Genomic DNA, 26,733 nt, shown 5'->3' on the forward strand with positions numbered 1-26,733 from the left:
TTATTTTATGTTTTTATTATTATGTTTAAATTTTTATCTTACAACTGACAATTAGAAGTCAATTATTATTTATATAACTATTATACCACAAAACTGTTACTTTGTCAAGTTAAAATTATACTTTATGAAATATTTTATTAATATTATCTATGTACATATAACAATTATTTACATTATGTTTTGTCTTTCTTCTATATACATACTGATTAGTGTGCCCACGGCTTGGGATTATACCCAGTTCCTGTTTCTGTCAATTTTTTTTACACTTTTAGGAACTGGCTAAGCATAATTTCTATATGAAAAAAGTGTAAGATTTTTTGACAGATATTTCATATAGATAAGACCAGTAATATCAACTGAGTGTAATCTAGGCTATATATATCTCAAATTACACAGTAGAAAGACTAGAAATAATAAAGACTAGAAATTAGAAAGATAACATAGCGCCTACGGCTTTCTCACCTGCGGTGCTGTTTCGCTAACGCTCGGAAAACCCTCTAAGGGCTATCGCCCCTCTTTCGCTATCGCTCAATTCACCCCTCTTCCAATAACATATAAAAATTGGTTGTTTTAATTTATGATAATAAAAAAAGCTCTTACAATTAAGTAAGAACTGTTTGTTAAACTTTATAACAGAACACTTTTTAGAAACTCATTCCGACAGTTTTAGAACTAGATAAAGCCTTAGTATCTAACTCGCTCAACTTAGATGAACGAGTTGAATATGAGCCAGATGGATTTATAGCTTCATCGTTGAAATTAAAAACATCCTGAGCAAAGTCCTCTAAATCATCAGCTCTATTTGATTTCTCTGGAAAATACTTTCTTATTAATTCTGAAAGGTTATTTGCAGAGTCAATATTGTCTTGAAAGAAACTATTCAATTCACTAAACTCATTACTATACTGTGCCTGAAAGGCATGGATAGCATCTTTAAAATCAGTATAATGTTTTCCATTTACAGTGGCATAATTTTCAAAAATAGCATCTCTCCAGACTTTAGTGATTTTATTACCATAAGACTCTGATTCTGATGCTTTAAGCATTGATTGTATATATATATTACTCCACTTGTTATTTACTTCGTCTGTTATTGTTTTTTCATTTTTCTTAGCCTCAGACTCATCCTTAGAGAATTTTTTGTCATATTCCCTAGTCATTTTTATCATTTGAAATAAGTTCGACTTGTTATTTGCATTTTTAGACAATACTATCCATTGACCATAATCATTAACATGATTTTCTGGTGCAAATTTGTTTTCAGACAACTTTTCAACCTTATCAATCTGTACAGCAATTTTAGAAGAATATCTGTTTACTGATTGATGGTATACTCCTAACAGTATAGTTCCTAAGACAACTATTATTGCAATAATTATGGCTATTTTTTTATTTTTAATTATCGTTTTCATTTTTCCCCTCAACCAATAACTAGATTAAATTTTTTATTGCACTCTGTGTAGTACTTTCTTTTGTCACAGCTGAGTCTTTGTTACGATAACAAGTAATAATTGATATTCCATATAAAACAATCATTCCAATAATTGCAACCTTTTTCATAAACTTCTCCTTATAATAAAATTAAAATGAATATACAACTTTGTTCATTCGCTTCAAGTATAGCAAATAATGAATTTTTATTCAAGATTTTTCAGGAAACTAAATTCCAATACTTTAGTTATTAATTGTTCATTGGTTAAAGTTAAGCTCTGTATGTCCTATTTAAAAAATGATATAATTATCTTATTGCTGTATGCTTCCAAAACAAAAGGAGGTATATGAATGTATATAAAAAAACTTAAGAATGGAAAATACCAATTCATTCTCAAATATCAAGATAAAGAGGGAAAAACACAGAAAGCTAGTATAACACTCAAAGGGAATACCAAAGCTGTCCAAAGACATGCACTTGAAAAGCTTGAAGAAAAAGTTCAATTCAATCTTGAAAAAGATGACATTGTAGTAAAAGACTCTACTTTGAATATAGTATATGACCAATGGCTTGTTACATTGAAAAATCAAGTTCGAAATAATAGTTACACTTCTTATATTTCTGCGATTAAAAGTTTTGTTAAAAAATATAGTAATTGGAATATAAACGATATAAAACCAATTCATGTTCAGAATTATTTAGTAACAAATGGCTGGAAAATAAAGACCATTAAACATAAAAAAGTTATTCTTTTTTCTCTTTTTGATTATGCAAGAAAGATGACTTACATTAAATTTAATCCTGTGAGCAATGTTGTTTTACCTAAAAACACTTCAAGTATAGAGGACTTTGAAATAAGTGAAAATAAAACAATGACTTATGATGAACTTAAAATTGTTTTAGAATACTGTCGTATGCATAATAAAAATCAAAGACTAACTTTAATTATGGAATTTCTATTTCTTACTGGTCTCAGACTTGAAGAATTAGGGGGTCTGCAAAAATCAAGCGTTGATTTTGAGAAGCAAACAATAAAAATAAAACATGTTATTGATACAAAAGCTACGGGCGCTGATTCAAGAAATCTTTACTTACCAAAGACATTTGCAAGCAGAAGAGAAATTTACGTAAATGATAGATGTGTAGAGATTTTGAAATGGTTCTTTGATAACTCACTTGATGATGAAACGTTTGTTTTTACCACAATGATTGGAACAACAGTTAAGCAAAGTGCTACTTATTTATTTGTCAAAAATGTTTGCGAGTCAGCCTTAGGAAAACAAAAAAACAGAAAGTATAATATTCATATGTTAAGACATGCTCACATTTCCTTGTTAGCTGAACTTTATATTCCAATTAAAGCTACTATGAAACGAGTAGGTCACTCACAAGAAAGTACCACTCTTAGAATTTACTCGCATGTGTCACAGAAAATGAACGATTCAATTATGAGAAAATTGAATGAAATTTGAGAGAAAAACATTCCCCAAATGTTCCCCAAACTAGCAAAATGTTTCCCATTTTTCACTAAAATGAAAAAACATTAAAAAGCCCTAAATACCTTGGTATAAATAGGTTTATTACTACTTTAGAAAAGAGAAAAATAGTGTCAACTAATATTAATGATTTTGATTTTAACTTACCAGAAGAACTTATCGCCCAAACACCTCTTGAAAAGCGTTCTGAGTCAAAGCTTTTAGTCTTGGATAAAGAAAGCCATTCTATGGAAGATAAACACTTCTATGATATTGTGGATGAGCTTAATCCTGGTGATGCCCTTGTTCTCAATAATACCCGTGTCCTTCCTGCACGTCTTTATGGTGTTAAGCCAGAAACTCAAGGACATGTAGAGCTTCTCCTTCTTAAAAACACTGAAGGTGATCAATGGGAAACTTTAGCTAAGCCTGCAAAACGGATGCGCATTGGTCAAGAACTTTCTTTTGGCGATGGACGTTTAAAAGCAACAGTTGTTGAAGAATTGGAACATGGCGGACGTATCGTTGAATTTAGTTACGACGGTATCTTCCTTGAAGTTTTAGAAAGTTTAGGCGAAATGCCACTTCCACCTTATATTCATGAAAAACTAGAGGATCAAGAACGTTATCAAACCGTCTTTGCAAAAGAAAACGGATCTGCTGCAGCACCAACCGCCGGCTTACATTACACACCTGAGCTATTAGATAAGATTCGTGCTAAAGGTGTTCATGTTGTGGAACTTACTTTACATGTCGGTTTGGGTACTTTCCGTCCCGTGAGCGTTGATAATATTGAAGAACACCATATGCATAGTGAATTCTATCAATTATCGGAAGAGGCTGCGGCAACACTTCGTGCTGTTAAAGCATCTGGACATCGTGTCATTGCTTGCGGTACAACTTCTATCCGTACATTGGAAACGATTGGAACAAAATTTGATGGAGATATTCAAGCAGATTCTGGCTGGACAGATATATTTATCAAACCTGGCTATCAATGGAAAGTCGTTGATGCTTTCAACACGAACTTCCACTTGCCAAAATCAACACTGGTTATGCTGGTTGCTGCTTTTGCTGGGCAAGAGTTTATCCTTGAAGCTTACCAACATGCAATTGATGAGCACTATCGCTTCTTTAGCTTTGGTGACGCGATGTTCGTAAAATAAATGAGCTTTCTTAATTTAGCACTCACTAAGAATTTTATTTCTGTCCTTTCAGATGGGCAAATTACCGAAAATGAGCAAGCTATTCGTACACATTTTAAAAAATTTTATGTGAGTCCCAATGGCTTTTTAGTGGGGATTACAGGTTTTCACAAGATAAGTGAAGAAATTCTAGTACAACTCCATTATCAACCGCAGCTTATCCCCCTCGAAGCTCAGGAGTTCCTTCTCAGCGCATTGCTCCGTTATAAGGACAAACGCTACGGGCTAACTAAAAAAGTTGCCTACAATGCTGTTATTGCCTTCTTTAACAATGGACAGCCACAAGCAAGAACCTATCATATGGAAGAAGGAAAGCTCTCGACGATGGACTATCTTGGTTCAAGTTTAATTTCCTTTCCTCCTGATGACATTGACTTTGATCCTAATAAGCTGATTAGCACTTATCTAAAAGATGGGCAATCTCTTCTACCTAAGATACAGTTATTGCAGCGTAACGCCCTTTACCGGATTGCAGAAAGCTCAAAGACTGTCAATAAAACGGTCTTCCAAGAAGTAATAAAAAAAGAGACATAGCATTGAGTCTCTTTTTTTATTTTACCCATATCCAAGGGATAATATGCCAATTAAATCCCAATAAGATTGAGAACATAATGATAAACAAGATATAAACAAAATATTCCATACCTTCTTCTACTTTTTTCCAAAATTTTTTCATTTTGTTCATTCCAATTCTTCTTTTAATTTTAGATAAAACCTTGGTCTGTAGCTAGTTCTAACCTGCGGTACTCTCTTGGGAAGAATTGACGTAAATCATCCATGTTATACCCCACTTGAACTTTATTTTCATCTAAAACTATCGGTGAACGAAGCAGATAAGCATTTCGAGATAAATATTCTAGACCTTCGTCCAGATTCATTTCTAGAAGCATGTCTAAACTGCTCTGTGTCTGGGGGTTACTCATGCTCGACCGTTTGGTAATTGTCTCAATTCCTCCATCCATATAGGACAAAATTTTTTGCAAGTCTTGCTTAGAGATTTCACCCATTCTTTTCATATCTACATTTATTTTATACTTTTCAAACCATGACTTTGCTTTTTGGCTAGAACCACAGCCTTGTCTATAGTAAAATTTAATCATACTTTCCTCCCGTATTCTTTAAATAAGAAAATAGGAAGTGACCTATTCTTTTGTACAATGAGACTTTCTCTATAATATTGAATCACTTTATTTCCCATAATAAAAATTATATATCAATTCTATGAGAAAATAAGACAAAGCTTGGTAAATACAAAGCACCTTTCTTTATCTAAAAAACTTTCCAATAATTTGGAAAGCTTTTTATAAATTGTTATTTAGAAAAATAAGGATTGGTTTTAAAAAGAATATCAAGGAGTGCTACACCAACTGCAGCTACAATCACTGCCTTGATAATTGCTCCGAGAATAAAAGGAGCAAAGCCAATACCAAAGGCTGTTCCCCAAGGTGCATCGATAAAGAATTTTAGCCATACGGTACCCAGTACAAGAATCAAAAACTGAGCAAGAAGATTGGTCAGTAAAATAGAGAAAAATTTACGTTCAGTCTTCTTTAAAAAGTACGAAAGGAGGGGAGCTACGAGTACAAAGGAGAATAAAAAGCCACCTGTTGGACCAAATAAAGCACCGATCCCTGATGCTCCTCCGGCATAAACGGGTAAACCAACTGCTCCTAAGACGAGGTAAATCAGTAATGCAAAAAAGCTCTCACGAGGCTGCAACAAGGTTGCAATAAGGCCAATCGCCAAAGTTTGAAGCGTAATGGGTACAATCCCCACAGGAATAGCCAAGGGAGAAAGTACTGCAATAATCGCCGCCCCTAAAGCGATAAGGGTAATAGAATATGTTTTAGAAATTTTCATGAAAAAGTCCTTTTTTGTTTTATAGATAAAATTATATCAGCTTTTATAAAAGAATACAATCTTAAACTTTATGATTTATTAAAAAAACAGCCTTTTCAGCTGTTTTTTAATTTTGATATTCATCCATCATGTCCATAAAGTCATCAAATAAATAACTTGCATCATGTGGGCCGGGTGCCGCATCTGGATGAAATTGTACCGAAAAGGCTGGATAACGTTTGTGGCGTACCCCTTCAATGGACCCATCGTTTATTTCTACATGGGTAACCAAAAGCTCTTCTGGTAAATCCTCTGATGATACGGCATACCCATGATTTTGGCTCGTAAAGTCAATTCGGCCTGTTGCAATTTCTCTGACAGCATGGTTAAAGCCGCGATGGCCAAATTTCATTTTATATGTTGTTGCGCCATTTGCTAGACTAAAGAGTTGGTGTCCCAAACAAATTCCAAAAATCGGAACTTTACCTTGAATCTGTTGAATCATTGTCACCGCTTGAGGAACATCTGTCGGATCTCCAGGACCATTTGTGAGCATGACACCATCTGGGCTCATCTCTAAAATTTCTTCTGCAGTCGTATTATGGGGCACAACAGTAATGTCGCAATGTCTTTTTGATAATTCACGTAGAATTGAATGTTTAAGACCAAAGTCAACAACAACTACTTTTCTTCCTGTATTGGGGGAAGAGTATGCTGTTAAAGTACTGCTTTTTTCCACTTGATTATTAGGTAAAACAGTGGCTTTAAGTTGGCTCATTTGGTGCTCTATTTCATCTTTAGCATTAACCAATGCTGCCTTCATAGTGCCATGTTGACGAATAATTTTCGTCAGAGCCCGTGTATCAATGCCTGAAATCCCAGGGATATTTTTAGCTTCTAAGAATTCATCCAATGACATCTGCATACGCCAGTTTGACGGACGGCGTGCTGCTTCACTCACCACGACTGCCTTACAGCTTGGATGAATTGATTCGTAGTCGTCTCGATTGACGCCGTAATTTCCAACCAATGGATAAGTAAAGGTCAAGATTTGTCCATTATAAGATTGGTCCGTGATGGATTCTTGATAACCGGTCATTCCCGTACTAAAAACAAGTTCTCCAGTGATATCTGTATTGGCACCAATGGCTTGCCCCTCAAAAATGGTTCCATCTTCTAATATTAACAGTCGCTTCATAGATTCCTCCAATAATTCTTCGCTTAGTTGCGCAATACGGCTTCTAAAATAGCCATGCGGGTGTAAACACCGTTGGTCATTTGTTGGACAATACGGCTTTTCGCACATTCTACTAAGCTGTCCGCAATTTCAACATCACGGTTTACTGGTGCAGGATGCATAATAATAGCGGTATCACGCAGTTTTTCGGCACGATCTACGGTTAAACCATAGCGTTCATGGTAATCTTCTTTAGAAATAATATCTCCTGCTGTATGACGCTCATACTGCACACGCAGTAACATATGCACATCAAGTTCTGGCAAGATATCATCCAGATGCGCATAACTACCATAAGCTCCGAATTCTTCTTCCTTGTACCATTTTTCAGGTCCAGTGAAATAGATTTGAGCCCCTAATTTCTGAAGCATCATCATATTTGATTTAGCGACACGAGAATGGGTTAAATCACCTGAGATGGCAATTTTTAAACCTTCAAATTTTCCGAATTCTTCATAAATCGTCATCAAATCCAGCAAACATTGGCTTGGATGTTGTCCACTTCCATCTCCCCCATTTACAATGGCACAATGGATATTGTCTGAATTAATCAACTGATCGTAGTAATGCTCCTCAGAAGAGCGGATTACACAAACTTCAACGCCAAGTGCGTCCAAAGTTAAAATTGTATCGTACAGTGTCTCACCTTTGCTCAGCGCACTTGTCCCAACATCAAACTCAAGTACATCTAAGCCTAATTTACGTTCAGCGATATGGAAAGAGTTATGTGTCCGGGTGCTGTTTTCAAAGAAAAGATTGGAAGTGAAAATTTGGCGATCACTTTCAAATTTTGCTGTTCCCTTTTTAAACTCTGAAGCACGTTTGATCAAAGCCATAACTTCTTCTGTTGACAAAACTTCCATGCTTGTCAAATGTGACAAGCTTACTAAACCATTTGTTACTGACATTATAGGTCTCCTTTACCCTAATCATGCTCTCTCTGTAGCATGATTTTTAAAAATGTGAATGAACGACTGTGATTTGCTCTTTGAAGAGCAAAACTCTATATTAAGCTTCCTCCGGTAAAACCAGATTAAGCACAATACCAATAATTGTTGCAATAGCTACAGATGAAATTTGTAGATTTTGGGTGATGTCAAGAACCATACCTCCGATACCGATAACCAGTACGACACTTGAAATTAACAAGTTACGTTTGATATCAAAGTTGATTTTATTTTCAACAATAATTTTCAAACCACTTGCAGCAATAACTCCGAAGAGGGCGATGGAAGCTCCACCGATAACCGGGCTTGGGATGGAAGTCAGCAAGGCTGTCAATTTCCCGATGAAGCTAACTACTACCGCAAGAACAGCGGCACCGGCAATAACATAGATCGAATGTATCTTCGTAATGGCCATAACACCGATGTTTTCCCCGTATGAAGTTACTGGCGGCGCACCGATAAATGAAGCAATAACTTGTGCTACCCCATCCCCTGCTAAAGTACGGTCAAGGCCTGGCTCTTTAAAATAGTCTTTGCCCGTCAAGGAATTTAAAACCATGATGTGTCCAAAGTGCTCCGTCATTGTAACAAAGGCGATAGGCGCCATCGTCAAGATTGCTGAAGGATAAAAGGCCCACTTATAACTTAAAAACGGAATTTCCATTGTAGGAAGTGAGAGCCAGCTTGCTTGGGAAACATTTGAAAAGTCAACAATGCTTTGACCAGTTACTTTACCAATGATAATGGCTGCGACATATCCGGTAACAATTCCGAGCAAGATCGGAACTACAGAAAGGAAACCCTTGCCGTAGATACTGAAAATAACGATTGCCATGACAGTAATCATGGAAATAGCTAAGAAAGGCAAACTATATCCTGTCATTGCTCCCGGGTTAGTGTACATGGAGTCATTGATAGCTACAGGTGCCAAGGAAAGACCGATAACCATAACGATTGGACCTACAACGATGGGCGGTAAAACTCGGTCAATCCAGCCTTGCCCAGCAAAGCGAACAATAATGGCAACAAGCAAGTATACTAAACCACCGGTTAAAGCACCTTGAGCAATTGCTGGCATTCCACCTTGCTTCATCAGGAGTTGCATTGCCCCGATGTAGGCAAAACTTGAACCCATATAAGCCGGGACCTTAAAACGTGTCACCGACATATGCGCTAAAGTCCCTAAACCAGAACTAAGCAGCGCAATCGCAGGGTCAATACCCACAAGGATAGGAACCAAAACCGTTGAGCCAAACATGGCAAAGAGATGTTGGAATGAAAGGCCAAACCATTGCCCGCCTTTTGGTTTTTCGTCAACTTTTAAAAGAATATCTGTATTACTGGACACGATTAAGCCTCTTCTTTCTTAATTAAGATGCTATCTTCACCGTCAACTTCTGACATGTTGACAATGATTTCTTCACCTTGGGATGTGGGAATATTTTTTCCAACATAATCCGCACGAATCGGCAATTCACGATGCCCACGATCCACTAAGACTGCTAACTGGACACGCGCAGGACGTCCACGGTCAACTAAACCATCAATCGCTGCACGAATCGTACGACCAGTATAGAGCACGTCGTCTACTAAGACAATGTCTTTCCCTGTAATATCAACGTTAATTTCTGTTGTATCTTCTGTCGCTTTCTTATCATCACGGAATGGACGTGTATCAAGTTCGCCTAAAGGCATATCGATATTTTCCAATTGGGCCAAACGCTCTTGGATTCGTTGAGCCAAGTACACACCACGTGTCTTAATTCCGATAAGGACCAGTTTATCCAATTCCTTGTTTCGTTCAATAATTTCATAAGTAATACGTGTAATCGCACGTTTCATTGTGATTTCATCAATGATTTCTTTTTTTGCCATAAAACACTCCAATATAGAAAAATTCCCTAGTCCAAGGGCTAGGGAAGGTATCAGAAAATACTCTATAATATACTTTAATTAAGTTCATTCAAGATTCTGACCTTGCCTGCCTCTCTGGACACACTTAAAGGTTATAGTGATTATAGCAAATCCTTGATTTTTTTGCAAGAATTTACGACAGATCCCCCTTTCAAAATTAAAATAATTATCAATATACAGAATATTTCTATTCTTTGAGTAAATATTTTTGACAAATTAAAAACTTTAATATATTCTTGTACATAAGCTAAAAAACATTTTAACCCAGTAGGAAATAGTTTTCTTGTTCAGAAAGTCGGTGGTTGCTGCGAACCGATCAGGACTATTTGTTGAATTACACTAAAATGAGCGGATAAAAATAATAAATGAAATGATAAAGAAAAACACTCGCTGTTTTAAAAATAAGGTGGTACCGTGGAGAAATTCGCCCTTAGCTTCTTAAGCTGAGGGTGTTTTTTTATTTCAAAAGGAGGAAAGATATGAGCTCACAGAACATAAGTTATTTATCCTGTGGAGGAATTATCCGATATTGTTTAACAAACGTTCATAAACAATTGCAAAACACAAGTTAATCTACAAGGAAAAATATATGAAAAAAATAAAACAACCCAGCATGATGGAAGCCTGTCTCATGCTTACTTTAGTCATCGCAACAATTGCCCTTTCCGTAATCGGCTTTAAGATTGCTCCCAATATTGCCATTTTGTTTGCTATCGGTATTGTCATGATTTACATGTCTGTAAAACGTATGCCCTTCGATGCAATTCATGATGGTATTATCTCTGGAATAAAACCTGGCATCATCCCAATATTTATCTTTATTTTAGTAGGATCCTTAATCGCTGTATGGATTCAAGCTGGAATTATTCCTACTCTTATGGTCCTTGGCTTTGATATTATCAGTGTCAAATGGTTCGTACCTTCAGTCTTCATTGTCTGTGCAATTGTAGGGAGTGCCGTAGGAAGTGCTTTTACCGTGATGTCGACTATCGGTATTGCTTTCTTTGGTATCGGTGCAACGCTCGGACTAAATCCTGCTCTCATCGTTGGGGCGATTGTCTCGGGTGCTGTTTTCGGAGATAAAATGTCTCCACTTTCAGAATCAACAAACCTTACTGCTGCCGTTGTTGATGCGGATTTATTTAAGCATATCAAAAATCTCATGTGGTCAACCCTTCCAGCATTTTTGGTTTCCTTAGTCTTATTTGCCATTTTAGGTGTCAGCAACCAAGCAACGAGTCTAGATAAGATTGCTGAAGTCACAAAAGTTCTACATGCTCATTTTTCAATTTCTGGCTGGGCCTTCATTCCTATCCTCCTTATGTTTATCTGTGCTTGGAAAAAAATCCCTGCCATCCTTACTATTCTTTTAAATATCGGTATCGCTTTAGTAATGATATTTATTCAGAACCCACATACAAAAGTTACTGACCTCGGTTTATTAATTGATTCTGGTTTTAAATCAGCAACAGGAAATCAAGAAATTGACCTCCTACTTTCACGTGGTGGAATTGAAAGCATGATGTCAACAGTATCACTCATCATTCTTACCTTATCTCTTGGCGGTCTCCTCATGAAAACAGGACTTGTTTCGACAGTCATGGACCGGGTTGCACATAAGCTTGCCTCACCAAAGAGTTTGATCACAACGACCTTGTTTACTAGTATCGGTGTAAATATCTTTATTGGTGAGCAATTTCTTTCGATAATTCTTCCTGGAAATGCTTTTAAAGAGGTCTACAAAAAAGCCAATCTTGACCCCGTTGTCTTGGGACGTACGCTTGAGGATGGCGGAACAGTCATCAACTACCTTATTCCTTGGGGAATTGCAGGGAGTTTCGTTGCCAGTACTTTCGGCGTACCAACTCTGACTTACTTACCTTTTGTCTTCTTTAGTTTGTTCTCCCCTGTCTTTTCTCTTATCAGCGCTTTTACTGGCCTTGGGGTTAAAAAGATTTCCAGTATGAAAACAAAAGATGTTGTTTCTACAGCGCAAAGTTTGTAATAAAAAGCCATTAGAGAACTTCTAATGGCTTTTTTTCTTATACAAACACATTTAATATAAGTGCTCCAACGAGCCCAACAATGGCAATTAATGTTTCTAAAAGCGACCATGTTAACAGCGTTTCTTTGACTGTAAGATTGAAATATTCTTTAAACATCCAGAAACCTGCGTCATTGACATGACTAAAGAAAAGTGAGCCTGCTCCTGTAGCGATAACTAACAAAGCCGGATTTGTACCTGTAGCTGCCATTAAAGGTAAAACGAGTCCAGCTGCAGTTAAGGCTGCAACTGTGGCAGAACCCAAAGCTAAACGTAGAACAACAGCAATTAACCAAGCTAAAATCAAGGGTGACAGACGACTACCTTGGAAGATTTGAGCAACTGAGTCACCCACACCACCATCAATAAGGACTTGTTTAAAGGCACCACCACCACCAATAATTAGGAGCATCATGGCAATCTGTTTAATAGAAGCTTCTGCTGATGCCATTAAACGTTTCATTGGAATCTTACGGAAAATACCCATGGTAAAGATAGCGATAAGTAGTGAAAGAAGCATTGCCACATCCGGGCTACCAATAAAAGCAACTATATTATCTAGCGCACTTGGATTTTTTGGTGTTTTGCCTCCATGTGCCACCATCACGTATAAAGTAGAAATGGCCATCAAAAGAACTGGCATAAGTGAGGTAAGCGTTGCTGACAAGAAAGAGGGTGTTTCTTCAAGTCTGAACTCTTTATATTCTCCAACTGTTGACAGATTGCCTTTTCTTGAGAAAGCATCCGGTACCATCTTTTTCGCAAATTTTGTAAAGAGAGGTCCTGCGATGAGAACTGTAGGTACGGCAATAATAAAACCGTAAAGAAGGACTAAGCCCATATTTGCCCCGTAAACACCTGCAATGGCTGTAGGTCCAGGGTGAGGGGGGAGGAAGCCATGGGCCACAGACAGAGCTGCAACCATCGGAATACCCAAATAGAGAATTGGAATAGCGAGTTCTGCAGCAATCGCAAAGATAATTGGAATTAAAAGAACCATACCGACTTCAAAGAAAAGTGCGATTCCAATGATAAAGGAAGCTAAAACAACAGCAAGCTGAATCCTTTTATTCCCAAATTTGTCAATCAGCGTGTGCGCAATACGATAGGCACCGCCGGCATCTGAGACCAAGCGGCCAAGCATGGCTCCAAACCCAAAGATAATTCCTAAATGACCGAGCTGCCCGCCAATCCCTGTTTCGATAGAAGTTGGAATCTTTGCTAAATCAATCCCAAGAAGCATCGCAACAATAAAGGAAACGATAGCCAGAGAGACAAAAGTATTCAACTTAGCTTTCCCAATCAAGAAAAGCAAGATCAATACTCCGACCAAAACGATAAGTAAATCCATAAAAATCTCCTAACTTTTATTTACGCTGATAGTCAGCTATAGCCTTATAACTTTCTTCAAAACTACGGGCCAATTGTACAAAAATAATTGATAATTCTCTATAAGCTTTAAAATTCTTGCTGTTAGGCTTGTAGGTTGCATTAGATCCAATCATTTGCTCAACAACATCCAAATCATCAATCAATCCTAAGGATTTTTCTGCCATTACCACAGCTGCTAAACAGCCTGCTTCCTTGCTTTCTGGCACATTAATTGGTTGTTCAAAAATATCAGCTAAAATTTGTGTCCATAACTCTGAACTGACAAATCCGCCTGTTGCTTGGATTTGCTTTAAATCTCCTGTCACCTCAATCAAACTTAGAGCCACCATGTAAAGATTGAACATTACACCCTCTAAAACTGCGCGGGCCATATGATCTCGATTATGTCCATGGTTTAAGCCAAAGAAGGAGCCTCTGGCATTAGCATCCCAAAGAGGGGCACGTTCACCACCCAAATAAGGATGGAAAAGCAGTCCTTCTGCTCCCGCTTCTATCTGCGCGGCAATCTCAGTAATTTCGTCAAAGTTTAATTCCTCATCGAAAATTTGATCCCTTACCCAACGGAAAACATCGCCACCAGAGTTAACTGGACCTCCAACTACCCAATGTTCTTTGTCCAAAGCATAGGTAAATGTCCGTGCTTTAGCATCGACACGTGGCTTGTCTGTTACCACCCGAATCGCGCCTGAAGTCCCAATAGTAATTGCAGCTACTCCTGGTTTAATGGCATTAACACCAAGATTAGAAAGTGGACCATCTCCTGCGCCCCAGACAAACTTAGTTGTCTCAGGAATGCCCATCTTCTTGGCAAATTCTGAAGGCATTCCCTCTTCAATCTCATAAGGTTCAACGACTTGTGGAAGTTGCTGTTGGGAAACTTTCACTAGTTTTAGAACTTCCTTGTCCCAGTTCAACTCATGAATATTAAAAATTCCTGTTCCAGTTGCGACCGACAAGTCCATCTTGTTCGTTTTAAAGAGACGATAGAAAATATATCCTTTCAAATCAAGATAGTGCGCTGCATTTTCAAAAACTTCTGGGCGTTCACTTGCTAGCCATAAAAGTTTTGAGAGTGGCGCCATCGGATGAATCGGTGTTCCTGTTCGTTGATAAATTTCAAAACCTTGTCCTGAAGACTTCAGTTCATCTGTAAAAGCAACTGCTCGTGTATCTGCCCACGTAATTACTCTTGTCAAAGGTTGCCACTCTTGGTCAAAAGCAATAAGCGAGTGCAGTTGTGTACTGAAAGATACAGCTAAGAGCTCATCTTCCTCTTCTAGATGAATTGAAACCTCACGAATAGTAATCAAAACAGCTTCGAAAATGTCTTCCAGGGATTCTTCTGCCATTCCTGTCGAATCTCGATGAAGTTTATAGCCATGACTGCTACTAGCCACGATTTCTCCGTCTTTCTTAAAGAGAACTGCCTTAGTTGCAGTCGTCCCTAGGTCAAGACCAATCAAATATTCCATTTTTTCTCCTTACTTTTCTACTACTGCATGTCCACCAAAACCATTGCGCAAGGCAGCAACAACTTTTCCTGTCATTGTATCTTCTTGCAAACTACGATTTCGCATCATGAGTGAGAGAGCAATGATTGGGGCAGGGACTTCTAAATCTAGACTTTCTTCCACTGTCCATTTTCCTTCACCCGAAGCTGCAACTTTTCCTGCAATATCTTCTAATTTTGGGTCTTGAGCAAACTGTGCTTCAGCCAACTCCATCAACCAGCTACGAATAACCGATCCATGATTCCATAGTTTTGCTACCGCCTCGTAATCATAATCATAAGGTGAGGCTTCTAAAATTTCAAAACCTTCAGCAATAGCCTGCATCATGCCATATTCAATCCCATTGTGAATCATTTTGAGATAATGACCGCTCCCTAATTTTCCAGTATAGAGATAACCGTTCTCTTGCGCCAAGGCTTTAAATAGTGGTTCAAGAACTTTCCAAGATGCTTCGTCATCTCCACCAATCATAAAGTTCCCGCCAGAGCGTGCACCAGCCATCCCTCCCGAAGTTCCAACATCGAAAAAGTGAATTCCTTTCTTTTTAAGTTCTTCATTTTGCTTCAAGTTGTCTTTATAATTAGAATTTCCGCCATCAATAAGAATGTCACCCGCAGAGAGTTGTTCAGAAAGCTGTTCAATTGTTGAATTTGTCGCTTCTCCGGCTGGCAACATTACCCATACTATTTTAGGACTTGGAAGTTTACTTAAAAGATTTTCCAAGCTATGAGCTGCGGTTATTTTTTCAGAATATTTTTCTGCTTCATGCGCAATCGCTTCATTTTGATCAAAAGCCACCACTTCGATACCATGATCCACAGCATTTTGTACTAAGTTGTAGCCCATTTTTCCAAGACCGATTATTCCAAATTTCATTATATCTACTCTCCTTAAATTATCTGTCAATATTTTGATAACGCTTTCTTTTATTATAAGTAATTCTTTTTCATTTGTCAACAATTTAAATGTAAATGTTTTTCTGTTAAAAGATGCACAAAAAAACCTTACTCTGAGTAAGGTGGTTTGTAATTTATTTAAGTTTAGCAACAAAGGCTTCATAAGGTTTGAGGACAATTTCTTCCACATTATCGATAGCCTCAGGATAGTTATGAATTACTTCCTCTTTTACTTCATATGAGGAAGAAAATTGATTTTTCTTAGTACTGAAATTAGCCACAATTAACCAGTTTTCACCTTTGTAAGATCGAATATAAGCAAAAACTTCTTCCGCTGTATCTTTAAGTAGCTCGAACTTGCCCCAGACGATGATTGGGTTTTCTTTACGTAAAGCAATCAACTTTTGATAAGTGTAAAAGATGGAATTTTCATCCTCTAAGGCTGCCTCTACATTAATTTTTTCATAGTTAGGGTTAATGGCTAACCAAGGATGGCCTGCACTAAATCCAGCTGATTTTTCATTGCTCCATTGCATCGGTGTACGTGCATTGTCACGTCCCTTTGCGTTGATTGAATGAAGAATATCCTCCTTACTGTAACCTTCCTCCAATCTCTCAAAATACATATTTCGACTTTCAATATCATCAATTTGTTCAATATCATTTACAGGTTTATTGGTCATGCCAATTTCTTCTCCTTGATAAATGTACGGAGTTCCTTTCATCATATGTAGGAGAATAGCTAGCATTTTAGCCGATTCTACACGGTATTCTTTATCATTACCCCAACGTGAGACAATCCTTGGCAGATCATGGTTATTCCAAAAGAGTGAATTCCAGCCTTCATTTCCTAATTCTGTTTGCCATTTACTAAAGACCTCCTTTAATTTTGGAATCTCTAGTGGCATCAAATCCCACTTGGTTTTTCCTTCAGCTTCATCTAAACCGATATGTTCAAATTGGAATACCATCGAGAGCTCTTTATTGGCTGGGTTAGAATATTGTTTCGCAATTTCAGGTGTTGCGCCCCAAGTTTCTCCTACAGTCAGCAGATTTTTATCCCCAAAAGTCGCCTGATTCATCTCCTTCAAATAATCGTGTAATTTTGGTCCATTTCCTGTAATACCTTGATTTGGTTGCTTCCCAATCAAATCGATGACATCCATACGGAAACCTCCGATACCTTTATCTATCCAAAAGTTCATCATCTCATAAATGGCTTGGCGGAGTTTTTCATTTTCCCAATTGAGATCCGGTTGCTTCTTGCTGAACAAATGCAAATAGTATTGCTCTACAACTTCATCCCATTGCCAAGCAGGGCCTCCGAAGATTGACTTCAAATCATTAGGCAAACTGCCATCAGATGGTGCATCTCTCCAGATATAATAGTCGTGGTAGTTATTTTCTTTAGATTTTCTTGCTTCAATAAACCATGGATGCTCATCGCTGGTATGATTAACAACTAGATCCATAATAATTTTGATACCACGTTTATCTGCTTCAGAAATAAGCCTTTCCATGTCTCTCATCGTGCCAAATTCGTCCATAATAGACTCATAATCTGAAATATCATAACCATTATCATCATTGGGAGACTGATAAACAGGACTGAGCCAAATACCACCAATACCTAGCTCAGCAAGATAATCTAAACGCGAAATAATACCTTTAATATCGCCTATACCATCTCCATTACTGTCTTGAAAACTTCTCGGATAAATCTGATACATCACAATTTCTTGCCACCAATTTTGTTGATTCATTATTTATTTCCCCTTTTTTCATTTTACGCAAGCGGTTGCTTAAAAATATGATAGCATTTTTAAACAAAATGAGCAACAAAAAGGTAAAGAATATTTTTTATCACGTGAGGTATCATTTCTTCAAAGCTAATAAATGTGCGTATTCTAAATCATATTTTACTAAATCAAGTCCGAAAATTTTTTCTTGCTTTTCTAAATCATAGACAAGAAGATTTTTCCAAGTTAAAATCCAAACTTTGCCGCCTTTATCAAAGTCGACATTAATTAGCATATCTTCTGTAGAATAGTTCTCCATGAGTGATTCATCAAGTGCTAAACGACTGATTTTTTGGCTATCTATGTCGTAGAAACTTATTATCATTGAGGTATCAAAACTGTCATTCGCATGACTAATGGCTAAAGTTTTTTCATCATTGGATACTGCTATTTTGTGAGGTTCATCTTGCCCCAAGCTAACTTCCTTGCGTGCCAAACTGTCTTTATCAAGGATAACCAATTTATCTTGTGGAGTGGGTTCATAAGGATTACTTTTCAAGCGATTCCCTGTATTTGTCAGGTAAAATTTATTTCCTATTAATTTCATATCCAAAAAACCTTCTGAGTTTGCTACAGCAGCACTTGCATTAGTGATTAATCTTTCATCTACCTTCTTTAAAGTCTTTTTATCAAAAGTCACAAGATTATTGTGTGTGTACTTATCGCCCACATTCATCACATTATTCAAAACATAGAGATTTTTCTCATCCGTTGCTGCTGCAGACATCACATTATCAGCCGTATCTGGGAATTTAAATTGCTTTTTTAGTGTTTTCGACTTATCATATTTATGAACCGAACCTCCCTCTGGTTGACTGGTCATAGGGTAGTAAAACTTGCCATCAAATCCCGCTCCCGTGATTGGTCCTTCTGGGTATTCTGCTTTCGATAAGCTGCCTTTTTCAATATCTAAGCTAACGACTGTTTGTGGACCTCTTGGAAAAGGTCCTGGTGTGAAATCTTCAAAAACAAAGAAATGATTATTTTTAGAATCTGGTTGGAGATTATGGGTTGCGGTCTGCTCTCCTAGCTTTACTTTGTCTTCTGAGCGTTTCTTTGCCCCTTTATCTGTCCGCTCAAAACCTACAATCTTTTTATACGACATGATATAAAAGTCAGTTTTTTTACTCGTTTTAAAGGTCTGTTCTCCTTTAGGGAAGCTTCTATAGACTAAAAAGACGGCACCGAGCGAGAGTAAAACAGTAGCTAGGACTCGTAGTATTATTTTTTTCATTATCCGATAGACATCCTTATTTTGCGCGATAAATCAACTGGACTTTATTATTATAAAGCAACTCGGAAGGATGGATAGCACGTGCACCTGGGATATCGTAAGCGGAGGTATTGAGATTAACCTTGGCAACATCCATATAGGCTGCCCAAACCAGCTGCGAACAGTAAAAACTGTTCCTATTATTGGTTCTGTAGAAGTTATAATTATAAGGCTTGCCTACCTGTCTCCCCGCCCAATGACCCGCATGCCAATCTTGTGAGACAGTCGTTGACTTTACACCTGTTTGCCAGACATTATATTTTCCTACTTTTCCACGACCCTCAAAGTTATATTGAAGCTTAACCCCTGTTTTTGGGGAAGATTCTGCAGTAACCCATGATTTTTGTGGCGCTACTATTCCCGCATGCCAGCTCCAGAAATTCCATTGTTTGTCACGGCGATAACGCCATCACGCCAGGTCCATCTGCCATCTCGCGCACGTGTTCGCCCTGTCTTATCCGGAACTACTGGTAAGTTATCGATCTTTTCCATGATCTTATTTTCCTTCATTTCTTGATCAACCATCTTGAGATATATTTCTTCCAGTTCTTTTTCCATTTTTCTTGTTTCTTCGGAATCTGATGAGCGGCTACTCCTTTCTAATTTTTTGACATGTTCTGCCATCCTTGCTTTCAAGTCTTCCAAGGATTCGGCTTGGACTTGGCCCACTCCCCTAAGGTTAATAAAACAAAACTCATCAGTCCGACTGATACTTGTTTTTTATTTTTCATCATAAATTTCCTCTTTTCCAATAATTTTTTCTTTCATCTTAACATAGATTTAACACCTATAATCTTTCTGTTTTATAAAGAAAAATTAAATCAAAGAAATAAATAGAAAGCTCTCGAAATGCTTTAAGCTTTCGCAATCAACACAAAGAAATCTCAATAAAATAGAAAAACTCCTGAACTATTAAGTTCAGAAGTCAATTTCAAATTGCCAAAAGAAATTTTTATCTAAGATCAAAAAAAGTCGCTTAAGCGACTTTTCTGGAGATTTTCTTACAAATCGTTGATGTCGAAGTCTTCACCAAGGAAGTCTGCGAGTGAGAAACCTTCTTGAGTTTCTGGAAGATCGTAGCTTGGTTTAGCTGCTTTACGTGGAGCACGTGGTTTACGGTCACGTTTTTCGCCATCTTCGTTATTACGAGCTGGGCGAGCTGGAGCTTCTTCCAATGCTTTGATTGAAAGTGAGATACGTTCTTCTTCAGGTTTCACGTCGAGAACTTTTACGTTCACAACTTGACCAACTTTAAGTACGTCTTTTGGATTTTCAACACGTTCCCAAGAGATTTGTGAAACGTGAACAAGTCCTTCAACGCCTGGGAAGAGTTCAACGAATGCACCAAAGTCAGTGAGACGTTTAACAGTTCCTTCAACAGTTGAGCCAACTGGTGCTTTTTCTTCAACTTGTTCCCATGGGCCAGCTTGTGTAGCTTTAAGAGAAAGTGAAAGACGACCAGCTTCTTCATCAAGTTTCAAGATTTTAACTTCAACTTTATCACCAGGTTTTACAACGTCTGATGGACGTTTAACACGGTTGTGGCTAAGTTCTGAAACGTGAACAAGTCCGTCAATACCACCAAGGTCAACGAATGCACCGAAGTTAGTAACACGTGAAACAGTACCTTCAACGATATCGCCTTCGTTCAATTGAGCAAAAGCTTCTTTACGCATTTCGATAGTTTCAGCTTCAACTACAGCACGACGGCTAAGGATGAAGCGGTTTTCAGAAGCGTTGATTTCGATAATTTTAGCTTCAATTTCTTGACCAACAAATTTCTTAGTATCTTTAACGAAGTATGTATCAATCATAGACGCTGGGATAAATCCACGAACACCGTTATAGTCTACTGAAAGTCCGCCTTTAACGTCTTTAGTAACTTTAACTGTAAGGATTTCGCCTTCTTTACCTTCAAGTTCAGTCCAAGCTTTACGAGCTTCAAGACGTTTCAATGAAAGAAGGTATACATTTGCACCTTCAGCATCTTTACCAACGATTTGTTTAATAACAAGCAAATCAAGAATATCACCAGGTTTTACGAATGTATTGATATCAGCATCACGGTCGTTTGTGATTTCGCGAAGTGTAAGGACACCTTCAACACCTGTACCAACGATAGCAACTGTTGCTTGCCCGTTTTCGATAGTAAGGATTTCACCCTTTACGACGTCACGTACTTTAACGTCCTCAACGCTGTTTAACAATGTTTCAAATTCATTCATTTGTAAAAAAATTCCTCCAACAATTTGACTGTCTACAGTCTTATGACTTAGTATATCACAACTATGAGAGAAATGAAAGCTTTTTAATACTTTTTTTCTTCTTTTTTATAAAGAATACCTTTAAATAGTCTAAAAGTTTATTTCGACTTGTCTTTACAGTATTTATCGCTAAAAAAATTAAGCCATTACAGCTTAATTTTCGTGATAGAAAACGTTTTCTTTTATTTGCTCTGAAGGGAGTACTGTTTGTGCAAATAAGAGACGATTTTTACTTGTATCACTCGGATCTGCTATATCTGAAACAACAACCGTGCCATCTTCTTGAAGCGTAGGAATTGGTTTTCCTGCTGGATAAAAATATAGTTTTGCCGAATGCCTATTGTCCGTCATAATATAAGGAATTCCGTAGTCATCATAACCACCTTTTATCATATAATATTCACGCTTACCAAAAAGAAATCGTGACCCATCGATTTCGTAATTCACACCACGCTCACTTGCCCATTTACCTTGTATACTTGAGTAATCTCCTTGAGCTATCTGCGCAACGAGTTGATCTGTGGTTCCTTCTTGATCAAAACTTGGTCTCAACCATGGAAGTGTGATATTGTCAGCTAATAGTTTGCTTTGTTCTTTGTAATTTGTACTCCAAATAAATGCGAGGCTCGTTAACAATACTAATGCAAGTAAAACAATATTTCCTTTTCCAATTTTTTTCATATCCGCACCCATAAATAAGTTTTTGATTATAAATAAATTATAACAAATTTAAAATTTAATCAAAAATAAAACGCGGGTTGCCCCACGTTTCTCTTATTTTATTGGTATTGCATAATTTGGCCGTTTTTATAAGCAAAGTCAATCAAGGCACCGCCGAGACATTCATCACCATCATAAAAAACAACGGCTTGTCCTGGAGTGATGGCACGTACAGGTTCATCAAATTTGACAGCAACTTTATCTCCCTTAACAGAGATTGTTACTCCTGTATCTTCTTGACGATAGCGGAACTTGGCTGTACAATGCATTTCAAATTCTTCTGGCATTGGACGAGTAAAGCTCAATTCACTGGCAGTTAAATTATCAGAATACAAATGTTCATGATGGAAACCTTGTCCAACATAGAGTGTATTTGTACTAAGATCTTTCCCTACTACAAACCACGGATCACTTGTTGTTTGACCATGTTGACCGCCAATTCCCAAACCACCACGTTGACCAATGGTATAATACATGAGTCCTGCATGAGTTCCCATTTCTACACCATCTAATGTCATCATTTTCCCTGAAGTTGCAGGAAGATAGTTTGTCAAAAATTCTTTAAAATTCTTTTCACCGATGAAACAGATCCCAGTCGAATCTTTTTTCTTTGCTGTCGCAAGTCCTGCACGTTCAGCAATTGCACGTACTTCCGGTTTTTCCAAATGACCAAGCGGAAACATTGTTTTCTTCAGTTGGGCTTGTGACAATTGACTTAAGAAATAAGTTTGATCTTTATTATTATCCACACCACGAAGCATATGAACTGTGCCATCTTCATCTGTTGTTACACGTGCATAGTGACCTGTTGCTACATAATCAGCTCCAAGTTCCATTGCGTAATCAAGAAAAGCCTTAAACTTAATTTCTTTATTACACATAACATCTGGGTTAGGTGTACGGCCTGCACGATATTCCGCCAAGAAATACTCGAATACACGGTCCCAATATTCTTTTTCAAAGTTGACAGAATAGTAAGGAATACCGATTTGATCCGCTACTGCTGCTACATCTTTGTAGTCTTCTGTAGCAGTACATACACCATTTTCGTCAGTATCATCCCAGTTTTTCATGAAAACACCAACGACATCGTAACCTTGTTCTTTCAGCATTAAAGCTGTAACTGAACTATCGACGCCACCAGACATACCGACAACGACTCTTGTTTTTGAATTATCCATTATTTGTTCACCATCTCTTTCTATTTTTATTAGATTTCCTATTTTTCTTTAGAAAAACAAAAAAGCTTACATTCAGTTGAAGGCTGAAGTAAATAATAGGTAACGATTTATTATACCAGTTTTTTCCAGAAATAAATAGACTGTGAAATGCTATAATAGAAATATGATTGAACACACAGATAATCCTTTAATTTTTAACATGGAAATCAATAAAAATAAATACGCAAACCTTGCTGAAACAAAGCGAGTTTGTCCTTTTTGCGATACACCCAATCTCAAAGATATTTTGGACAGACAAGGGCACAAAATTTGGCTTAAAAACAAATTTCCCACTGTCGAAAATTCTTTGATGACTGTGATTATCGAGTCAGATAAACACCTCGGAGATGTCTCTACCTACTCTGTTCAAGAAAATAGAGAAGTCTTTCGGTTTGCTTTTGAATGTTGGCAGAAGCTATTGGATAATCCCCAATATAAATCAGTACTTATGTTTAAAAACTTTGGCCCCCATTCTGGCGGAACATTACGTCATCCACACATGCAGATTGTTGGCTTGGAAGAGGCAGATGGTTATGAACATATCTCTCCTGAAAATTTTGAAGGTGTAACACTTAAAGAAAATAGTGTCGATATTACAATCTCTACTCGTCCGATTATGGGATTTGTGGAATTTAATGTTATCATTTCCCAACTTGAATATATCGATCATTTGGCTGATAAGGTTCAGCTTATTACACAGTATTTACTGAATGACTATATGAACGGACGCTGTGATTCTTACAATCTTTTTTTCTACAAAATGCCGGACAGCCAGCGTTATATTTGTAAGATTGTACCACGGTTTATCACTTCTCCTTACTACATCGGCTATAAAATACCTCAGGTCAACAAAGACAATCGCTTAGAAGAAATCGCAAAAGAATTAAAAACAAAGCTGGACTAGTCCAGTTTTTCTTTTATAAATAAAAAATTAGGTTATAATAAGTGTATGTTTGATTTTATCAAGAAAAATATTTGGCTAATGCTCGGAAGTTTTATCCTCCCTGCTGGACTACTTGCGGTAGCTTTTGCCTTCCTCGGTATTTATTGGGGAAGTGACACTTCTATCCTCGCTGGTGATGCATATCATCAATATGTTGCTATTCACACGCTTTATCGGGATATTCTTCATAATAGTAACTTAGGCTTTCTCTATACTTTCACGAATGGTTTGGGGCTAAACCTTTATGCTTTCTCTGCTTACTACATGGGAAGTTTCTTCATGCCCCTTACTTATTTTTTCAATGTTCATACTATGCCAGATGCACTTTATCTGATTACACTTTTAAAGTTTGGAACGATTGGTCTCTCAAGTTTTGTTGCATTGAAAAACATGTATAAATCCATCCCCTCTCTTATCACGATGGCATTATCCACATCTTTCACCCTGATGAGCTTCTTAACGAGTCAAGTTGAAATTATCATGTGGCTCGATGTTTTCATCTGGCTTCCTCTCATCATGTGGGGCTTGCACGGACTTCAAGATTTCGGCAAGCGTAAACTGTATTACATCAGCTTAAGCCTTCTATTCATCCAAAATTACTATTTTGGCTTTATGGTTGCAATTTTCTTAGTGTTATATTTTATAGCACGTTCAACATTTACCAAGTGGTCATGGAAAAAGTTTTTTGATTTTGCGATTACTTCTATATTGTCTGCTGTAACAAGTTTAGTTATGCTTCTTCCAATGTATCTTGATTTGAAAGCAAATAATACTCAAGCTGTTTCCCAGATTAATGATTTTTGGACACAAAATTCTGCCGTTTTTGATCTTTTTTCTAAAAACTTTGTGGGAGCCTATGATACAACACAGTATAATGCTGTCCCAATGATTTATTTAGGGCTCATCCCCTTCCTTCTTGCTCTTACTTTCTTCTTCCTTCCTCAAGTGAAATGGCAGACCAAAATAGCTTTTGGTGTCCTACTTGCATTTCTGACTGCCTCTTTTTATCTACAAGTTTTAGATTTGGCGTGGCAAGGGATGCATTCTCCAAACATGTTTTTACATCGTTACGCTTTCCTTTTCTCTCTTCTCATTTTACTTATGGCCTGTGAAGTTCTCACGCGCTTCAAGTCTTTAAAACTCTGGATGACTATAGTACCCTTTGTGCTGCTTTCCCTTGGTTTTATTGCTGCTGCTTTACTCGGGGATTATGCTTATCTCGATACGCTACAGCTTGCTCTGACTCTGCTCTTTGCCTTGGCTTATTTCTTGGTTCTTCTTACCTTCTTTAAAAAATGGCTCCCTTGGAAAGTTTTAGTTGCCATCCTTGCTTTGTTCATGTGTGCAGAAGCAGGTTTAAATGGATACTACCAGCTTGCAGGAGTTAAGAAAGAATGGAATTTTGCAAGCCGAGCTTACTACAATACCCAAACAAAACTCATTCAACCTCTCGTCCAAAATGTAGTCGAACGTTCTGGAGATACCTTTGTGCGTACAGAAAACACGGTCCCCGATACGGCAAATGATGGTATGAAATATAATTATAATGCCTTATCGCAGTTTTCTTCTGTCCGTAATAGTAATTCAAGCCGGGTCTTAGGACTTTTAGGGTTTCATACAGACAGCACCTTCCTTAATCTCCGCTACCCTGAAAACACGTTACTCATGGATTCGCTTCTTTCCATTAATTATAATATCAATCAATTTCAACCTGAGAAATACGGTTTTAAGCAAATAAAACCTTCTTTATTTGAGAATCACAATGCACAATCGGTTGGAATATTTGTAAAAGATGGGTACCAAGATGCAGCTCTGAGCAGTTCAGAAAGAGCAACAATCAGTAATCAAGAAGCCTTTCTCCATCAATTGACGCACAGTAAAGAAAAATATTTCACGCAGATTTACCCAGACTCAGAAAACAGTAACAGTACGATAACCGGTGGTAAAGAACAAGTTACACTGATACGTAAAGTCGAAGAAGACGGCGGCGTTTCAGTGACCTATGAGCTTACCGTACCCGCACATAGTCAAGCCTATCTTGAGTTACCTAATGTAAGCTACATTAATGATAATTCAAAAATGACTACGATTACGATTCATTCAGGAAAAAAAGTTCTTCATTCTTATAATGTCAATAGTAAAGATGTTGGTAACTTTTATAATTTAGGAACTTCTGAAAAGGAAACAAAACTAACAGTGAGTGTTTCCTTCCCAGAAAACTCACAAGTTTCCTTTGGCATAACAAGATTTTGGGCTTTAGATAACACCAAATACCAAGCAGCTATGGATACTCTAAAGCAAACACAGGTGAAAACCGAACAAGTAAAAAACGGACTTCGTTTGACTTATAATAGCAATACCTCTGGTGATCTTTTCCTCACATTACCTTATGATAAAGGTTGGTCAGCCAAACTGGATGGACATTCCGTAACCTTAGATAAAGCACAAGAAGGTTTCATGAAAGTTACTGCCCCTAGAGGTGAACATGTTGTCGAACTTACTTTCTTCCCTCAAGGCTTAAAAGCAGGGATAGCATGTTTTATAGGTGGAATCGCTCTCTTTGCTCTTTATGATTTCTTAAATAGAAAAAAACAGCTTTAAGTGCTGTTTTTTTCTATTTAA

Annotated in this window: 24 protein-coding genes and 1 pseudogene; 6 read left to right on the plus strand and 19 right to left on the minus strand. The window is 37.4% G+C overall.

Annotated elements, in window-relative coordinates:
• Positions 1-644: 644 nt before the first annotated feature.
• Together J0J36_RS06290 and J0J36_RS10665 are read right to left on the minus strand one after the other, a co-directional pair.
• On the minus strand, positions 645-1,412 hold the full coding sequence (locus J0J36_RS06290) for a hypothetical protein (RefSeq protein WP_153925139.1): 768 nt from the start codon (positions 1,410-1,412) through the stop codon (positions 645-647).
• 19 nt (positions 1,413-1,431) lie between these two features.
• Positions 1,432-1,560, minus strand: coding sequence for a hypothetical protein (locus tag J0J36_RS10665; protein ID WP_255566818.1), 129 nt, complete (start codon positions 1,558-1,560; stop codon positions 1,432-1,434).
• 222 nt (positions 1,561-1,782) lie between these two features.
• Here J0J36_RS10665 and J0J36_RS06295 point away from each other — a divergent pair, with 222 nt between their 5' ends.
• From J0J36_RS06295 to J0J36_RS06305, 3 genes are all read left to right on the plus strand, one after another.
• A complete protein-coding gene (locus J0J36_RS06295) occupies positions 1,783-2,904 on the plus strand; it encodes a site-specific integrase (RefSeq protein ID WP_165719058.1) in 1,122 nt (373 codons plus the stop codon).
• A gap of 134 nt (positions 2,905-3,038) precedes the next feature.
• Entirely contained in the window at positions 3,039-4,073 is a 1,035-nt protein-coding gene (gene queA, locus J0J36_RS06300; RefSeq protein WP_153925143.1) for a tRNA preQ1(34) S-adenosylmethionine ribosyltransferase-isomerase QueA, read from the plus strand.
• Entirely contained in the window at positions 4,074-4,646 is a 573-nt protein-coding gene (locus J0J36_RS06305; protein ID WP_004256304.1) for a hypothetical protein, read from the plus strand. It begins immediately after the preceding gene.
• Positions 4,647-4,816: 170 nt separating this feature from the next.
• Here the strand turns inward: J0J36_RS06305 and J0J36_RS06310 are convergent, their stop codons facing one another.
• From J0J36_RS06310 to pyrR, 6 genes are all read right to left on the minus strand, one after another.
• Complete coding sequence (locus tag J0J36_RS06310) at positions 4,817-5,212, minus strand: ArsC/Spx/MgsR family protein (protein WP_019335485.1); 396 nt, start codon at positions 5,210-5,212, stop codon at positions 4,817-4,819.
• A 211-nt stretch (positions 5,213-5,423) separates the two neighbouring features.
• Entirely contained in the window at positions 5,424-5,972 is a 549-nt protein-coding gene (locus tag J0J36_RS06315) for a biotin transporter BioY (RefSeq protein ID WP_004256300.1), read from the minus strand.
• Between the two features lie 106 nt (positions 5,973-6,078).
• On the minus strand, positions 6,079-7,149 hold the full coding sequence (locus tag J0J36_RS06320; protein WP_004256298.1) for a carbamoyl phosphate synthase small subunit: 1,071 nt from the start codon (positions 7,147-7,149) through the stop codon (positions 6,079-6,081).
• A gap of 23 nt (positions 7,150-7,172) precedes the next feature.
• Positions 7,173-8,096: an aspartate carbamoyltransferase catalytic subunit gene (locus J0J36_RS06325; protein ID WP_004256295.1), complete on the minus strand. Its 924-nt coding sequence runs from the start codon at positions 8,094-8,096 to the stop codon at positions 7,173-7,175.
• A 100-nt stretch (positions 8,097-8,196) separates the two neighbouring features.
• Entirely contained in the window at positions 8,197-9,483 is a 1,287-nt protein-coding gene (locus J0J36_RS06330; protein WP_014025016.1) for a uracil-xanthine permease family protein, read from the minus strand.
• Between the two features lie 2 nt (positions 9,484-9,485).
• Positions 9,486-10,010: a bifunctional pyr operon transcriptional regulator/uracil phosphoribosyltransferase PyrR gene (gene pyrR / locus J0J36_RS06335; RefSeq protein ID WP_004256286.1), complete on the minus strand. Its 525-nt coding sequence runs from the start codon at positions 10,008-10,010 to the stop codon at positions 9,486-9,488.
• 628 nt (positions 10,011-10,638) lie between these two features.
• Here pyrR and nhaC point away from each other — a divergent pair.
• Positions 10,639-12,054, plus strand: coding sequence for a Na+/H+ antiporter NhaC (gene nhaC, locus J0J36_RS06340; protein ID WP_004256284.1), 1,416 nt, complete (start codon positions 10,639-10,641; stop codon positions 12,052-12,054).
• 37 nt (positions 12,055-12,091) lie between these two features.
• Here the strand turns inward: nhaC and J0J36_RS06345 are convergent, their stop codons facing one another.
• From J0J36_RS06345 to mnmA, 11 genes and pseudogenes are all read right to left on the minus strand, one after another.
• Complete coding sequence (locus tag J0J36_RS06345; protein ID WP_153925146.1) at positions 12,092-13,444, minus strand: gluconate:H+ symporter; 1,353 nt, start codon at positions 13,442-13,444, stop codon at positions 12,092-12,094.
• A gap of 16 nt (positions 13,445-13,460) precedes the next feature.
• Positions 13,461-14,957, minus strand: coding sequence for a gluconokinase (gntK, locus tag J0J36_RS06350; RefSeq protein WP_004256281.1), 1,497 nt, complete (start codon positions 14,955-14,957; stop codon positions 13,461-13,463).
• Between the two features lie 9 nt (positions 14,958-14,966).
• The gene (gnd, locus tag J0J36_RS06355; RefSeq protein WP_004256279.1) at positions 14,967-15,872 is read right to left on the minus strand and encodes a phosphogluconate dehydrogenase (NAD(+)-dependent, decarboxylating); all 906 of its coding nucleotides are present in this window, start codon (positions 15,870-15,872) and stop codon (positions 14,967-14,969) included.
• Between the two features lie 154 nt (positions 15,873-16,026).
• A complete protein-coding gene (locus J0J36_RS06360; RefSeq protein ID WP_004256277.1) occupies positions 16,027-17,655 on the minus strand; it encodes an alpha-glucosidase in 1,629 nt (542 codons plus the stop codon).
• A 112-nt stretch (positions 17,656-17,767) separates the two neighbouring features.
• A complete protein-coding gene (locus tag J0J36_RS06365; RefSeq protein ID WP_019335482.1) occupies positions 17,768-18,925 on the minus strand; it encodes a YncE family protein in 1,158 nt (385 codons plus the stop codon).
• Between the two features lie 16 nt (positions 18,926-18,941).
• Complete coding sequence (locus tag J0J36_RS10720) at positions 18,942-19,061, minus strand: hypothetical protein (protein WP_019292756.1); 120 nt, start codon at positions 19,059-19,061, stop codon at positions 18,942-18,944.
• A 33-nt stretch (positions 19,062-19,094) separates the two neighbouring features.
• Positions 19,095-19,322 (minus strand): annotated as a pseudogene (locus J0J36_RS10725) (hypothetical protein); the annotation flags it as partial.
• Positions 19,319-19,633, minus strand: coding sequence for a hypothetical protein (locus J0J36_RS06375; protein WP_165719059.1), 315 nt, complete (start codon positions 19,631-19,633; stop codon positions 19,319-19,321). The gene J0J36_RS06375 and the pseudogene J0J36_RS10725, both read right to left, overlap by 4 nt.
• A 332-nt stretch (positions 19,634-19,965) precedes the next feature.
• Positions 19,966-21,189, minus strand: a complete 1,224-nt coding sequence (gene rpsA / locus J0J36_RS06380; RefSeq protein WP_004256275.1) for a 30S ribosomal protein S1 — start codon at positions 21,187-21,189, stop codon at positions 19,966-19,968.
• Positions 21,190-21,381: 192 nt separating this feature from the next.
• Complete coding sequence (locus J0J36_RS06385) at positions 21,382-21,909, minus strand: hypothetical protein (RefSeq protein WP_029346254.1); 528 nt, start codon at positions 21,907-21,909, stop codon at positions 21,382-21,384.
• Between the two features lie 98 nt (positions 21,910-22,007).
• Positions 22,008-23,132 (minus strand): tRNA 2-thiouridine(34) synthase MnmA, encoded by a 1,125-nt coding sequence (gene mnmA, locus J0J36_RS06390; protein WP_029343388.1) that lies wholly within the window; start codon positions 23,130-23,132, stop codon positions 22,008-22,010.
• Positions 23,133-23,292: 160 nt separating this feature from the next.
• On the opposite strand from mnmA, the gene J0J36_RS06395 reads away from it, so the two are divergent.
• Complete coding sequence (locus J0J36_RS06395; RefSeq protein WP_004256267.1) at positions 23,293-24,072, plus strand: DUF4931 domain-containing protein; 780 nt, start codon at positions 23,293-23,295, stop codon at positions 24,070-24,072.
• 45 nt (positions 24,073-24,117) lie between these two features.
• On the plus strand, positions 24,118-26,712 hold the full coding sequence (locus tag J0J36_RS06400; RefSeq protein WP_004256266.1) for a YfhO family protein: 2,595 nt from the start codon (positions 24,118-24,120) through the stop codon (positions 26,710-26,712).
• Positions 26,713-26,733 lie beyond the last annotated feature (21 nt).

The organism is Lactococcus sp. LG1074 (genome assembly GCF_017309525.1).
GTDB lineage: Bacteria > Bacillota > Bacilli > Lactobacillales > Streptococcaceae > Lactococcus > Lactococcus petauri.

Coding starts and splice junctions, on each gene's coding strand:
- J0J36_RS06290 (WP_153925139.1), bottom strand. CDS start 1,412: ATGAAAACGATAATTAAAAATAAAAAAATAGCCATAATTATTGCAATA.
- J0J36_RS10665 (WP_255566818.1), bottom strand. CDS start 1,560: ATGAAAAAGGTTGCAATTATTGGAATGATTGTTTTATATGGAATATCA.
- J0J36_RS06295 (WP_165719058.1), top strand. CDS start 1,783: ATGTATATAAAAAAACTTAAGAATGGAAAATACCAATTCATTCTCAAA.
- J0J36_RS06305 (WP_004256304.1), top strand. CDS start 4,074: ATGAGCTTTCTTAATTTAGCACTCACTAAGAATTTTATTTCTGTCCTT.
- J0J36_RS06310 (WP_019335485.1), bottom strand. CDS start 5,212: ATGATTAAATTTTACTATAGACAAGGCTGTGGTTCTAGCCAAAAAGCA.
- J0J36_RS06315 (WP_004256300.1), bottom strand. CDS start 5,972: ATGAAAATTTCTAAAACATATTCTATTACCCTTATCGCTTTAGGGGCG.
- J0J36_RS06320 (WP_004256298.1), bottom strand. CDS start 7,149: ATGAAGCGACTGTTAATATTAGAAGATGGAACCATTTTTGAGGGGCAA.
- J0J36_RS06325 (WP_004256295.1), bottom strand. CDS start 8,096: ATGTCAGTAACAAATGGTTTAGTAAGCTTGTCACATTTGACAAGCATG.
- pyrR (WP_004256286.1), bottom strand. CDS start 10,010: ATGGCAAAAAAAGAAATCATTGATGAAATCACAATGAAACGTGCGATT.
- nhaC (WP_004256284.1), top strand. CDS start 10,639: ATGAAAAAAATAAAACAACCCAGCATGATGGAAGCCTGTCTCATGCTT.
- J0J36_RS06345 (WP_153925146.1), bottom strand. CDS start 13,444: ATGGATTTACTTATCGTTTTGGTCGGAGTATTGATCTTGCTTTTCTTG.
- gntK (WP_004256281.1), bottom strand. CDS start 14,957: ATGGAATATTTGATTGGTCTTGACCTAGGGACGACTGCAACTAAGGCA.
- gnd (WP_004256279.1), bottom strand. CDS start 15,872: ATGAAATTTGGAATAATCGGTCTTGGAAAAATGGGCTACAACTTAGTA.
- J0J36_RS06360 (WP_004256277.1), bottom strand. CDS start 17,655: ATGAATCAACAAAATTGGTGGCAAGAAATTGTGATGTATCAGATTTAT.
- J0J36_RS06365 (WP_019335482.1), bottom strand. CDS start 18,925: ATGAAAAAAATAATACTACGAGTCCTAGCTACTGTTTTACTCTCGCTC.
- J0J36_RS10720 (WP_019292756.1), bottom strand. CDS start 19,061: ATGGATGTTGCCAAGGTTAATCTCAATACCTCCGCTTACGATATCCCA.
- rpsA (WP_004256275.1), bottom strand. CDS start 21,189: ATGAATGAATTTGAAACATTGTTAAACAGCGTTGAGGACGTTAAAGTA.
- J0J36_RS06385 (WP_029346254.1), bottom strand. CDS start 21,909: ATGAAAAAAATTGGAAAAGGAAATATTGTTTTACTTGCATTAGTATTG.
- J0J36_RS06395 (WP_004256267.1), top strand. CDS start 23,293: ATGATTGAACACACAGATAATCCTTTAATTTTTAACATGGAAATCAAT.
- J0J36_RS06400 (WP_004256266.1), top strand. CDS start 24,118: ATGTTTGATTTTATCAAGAAAAATATTTGGCTAATGCTCGGAAGTTTT.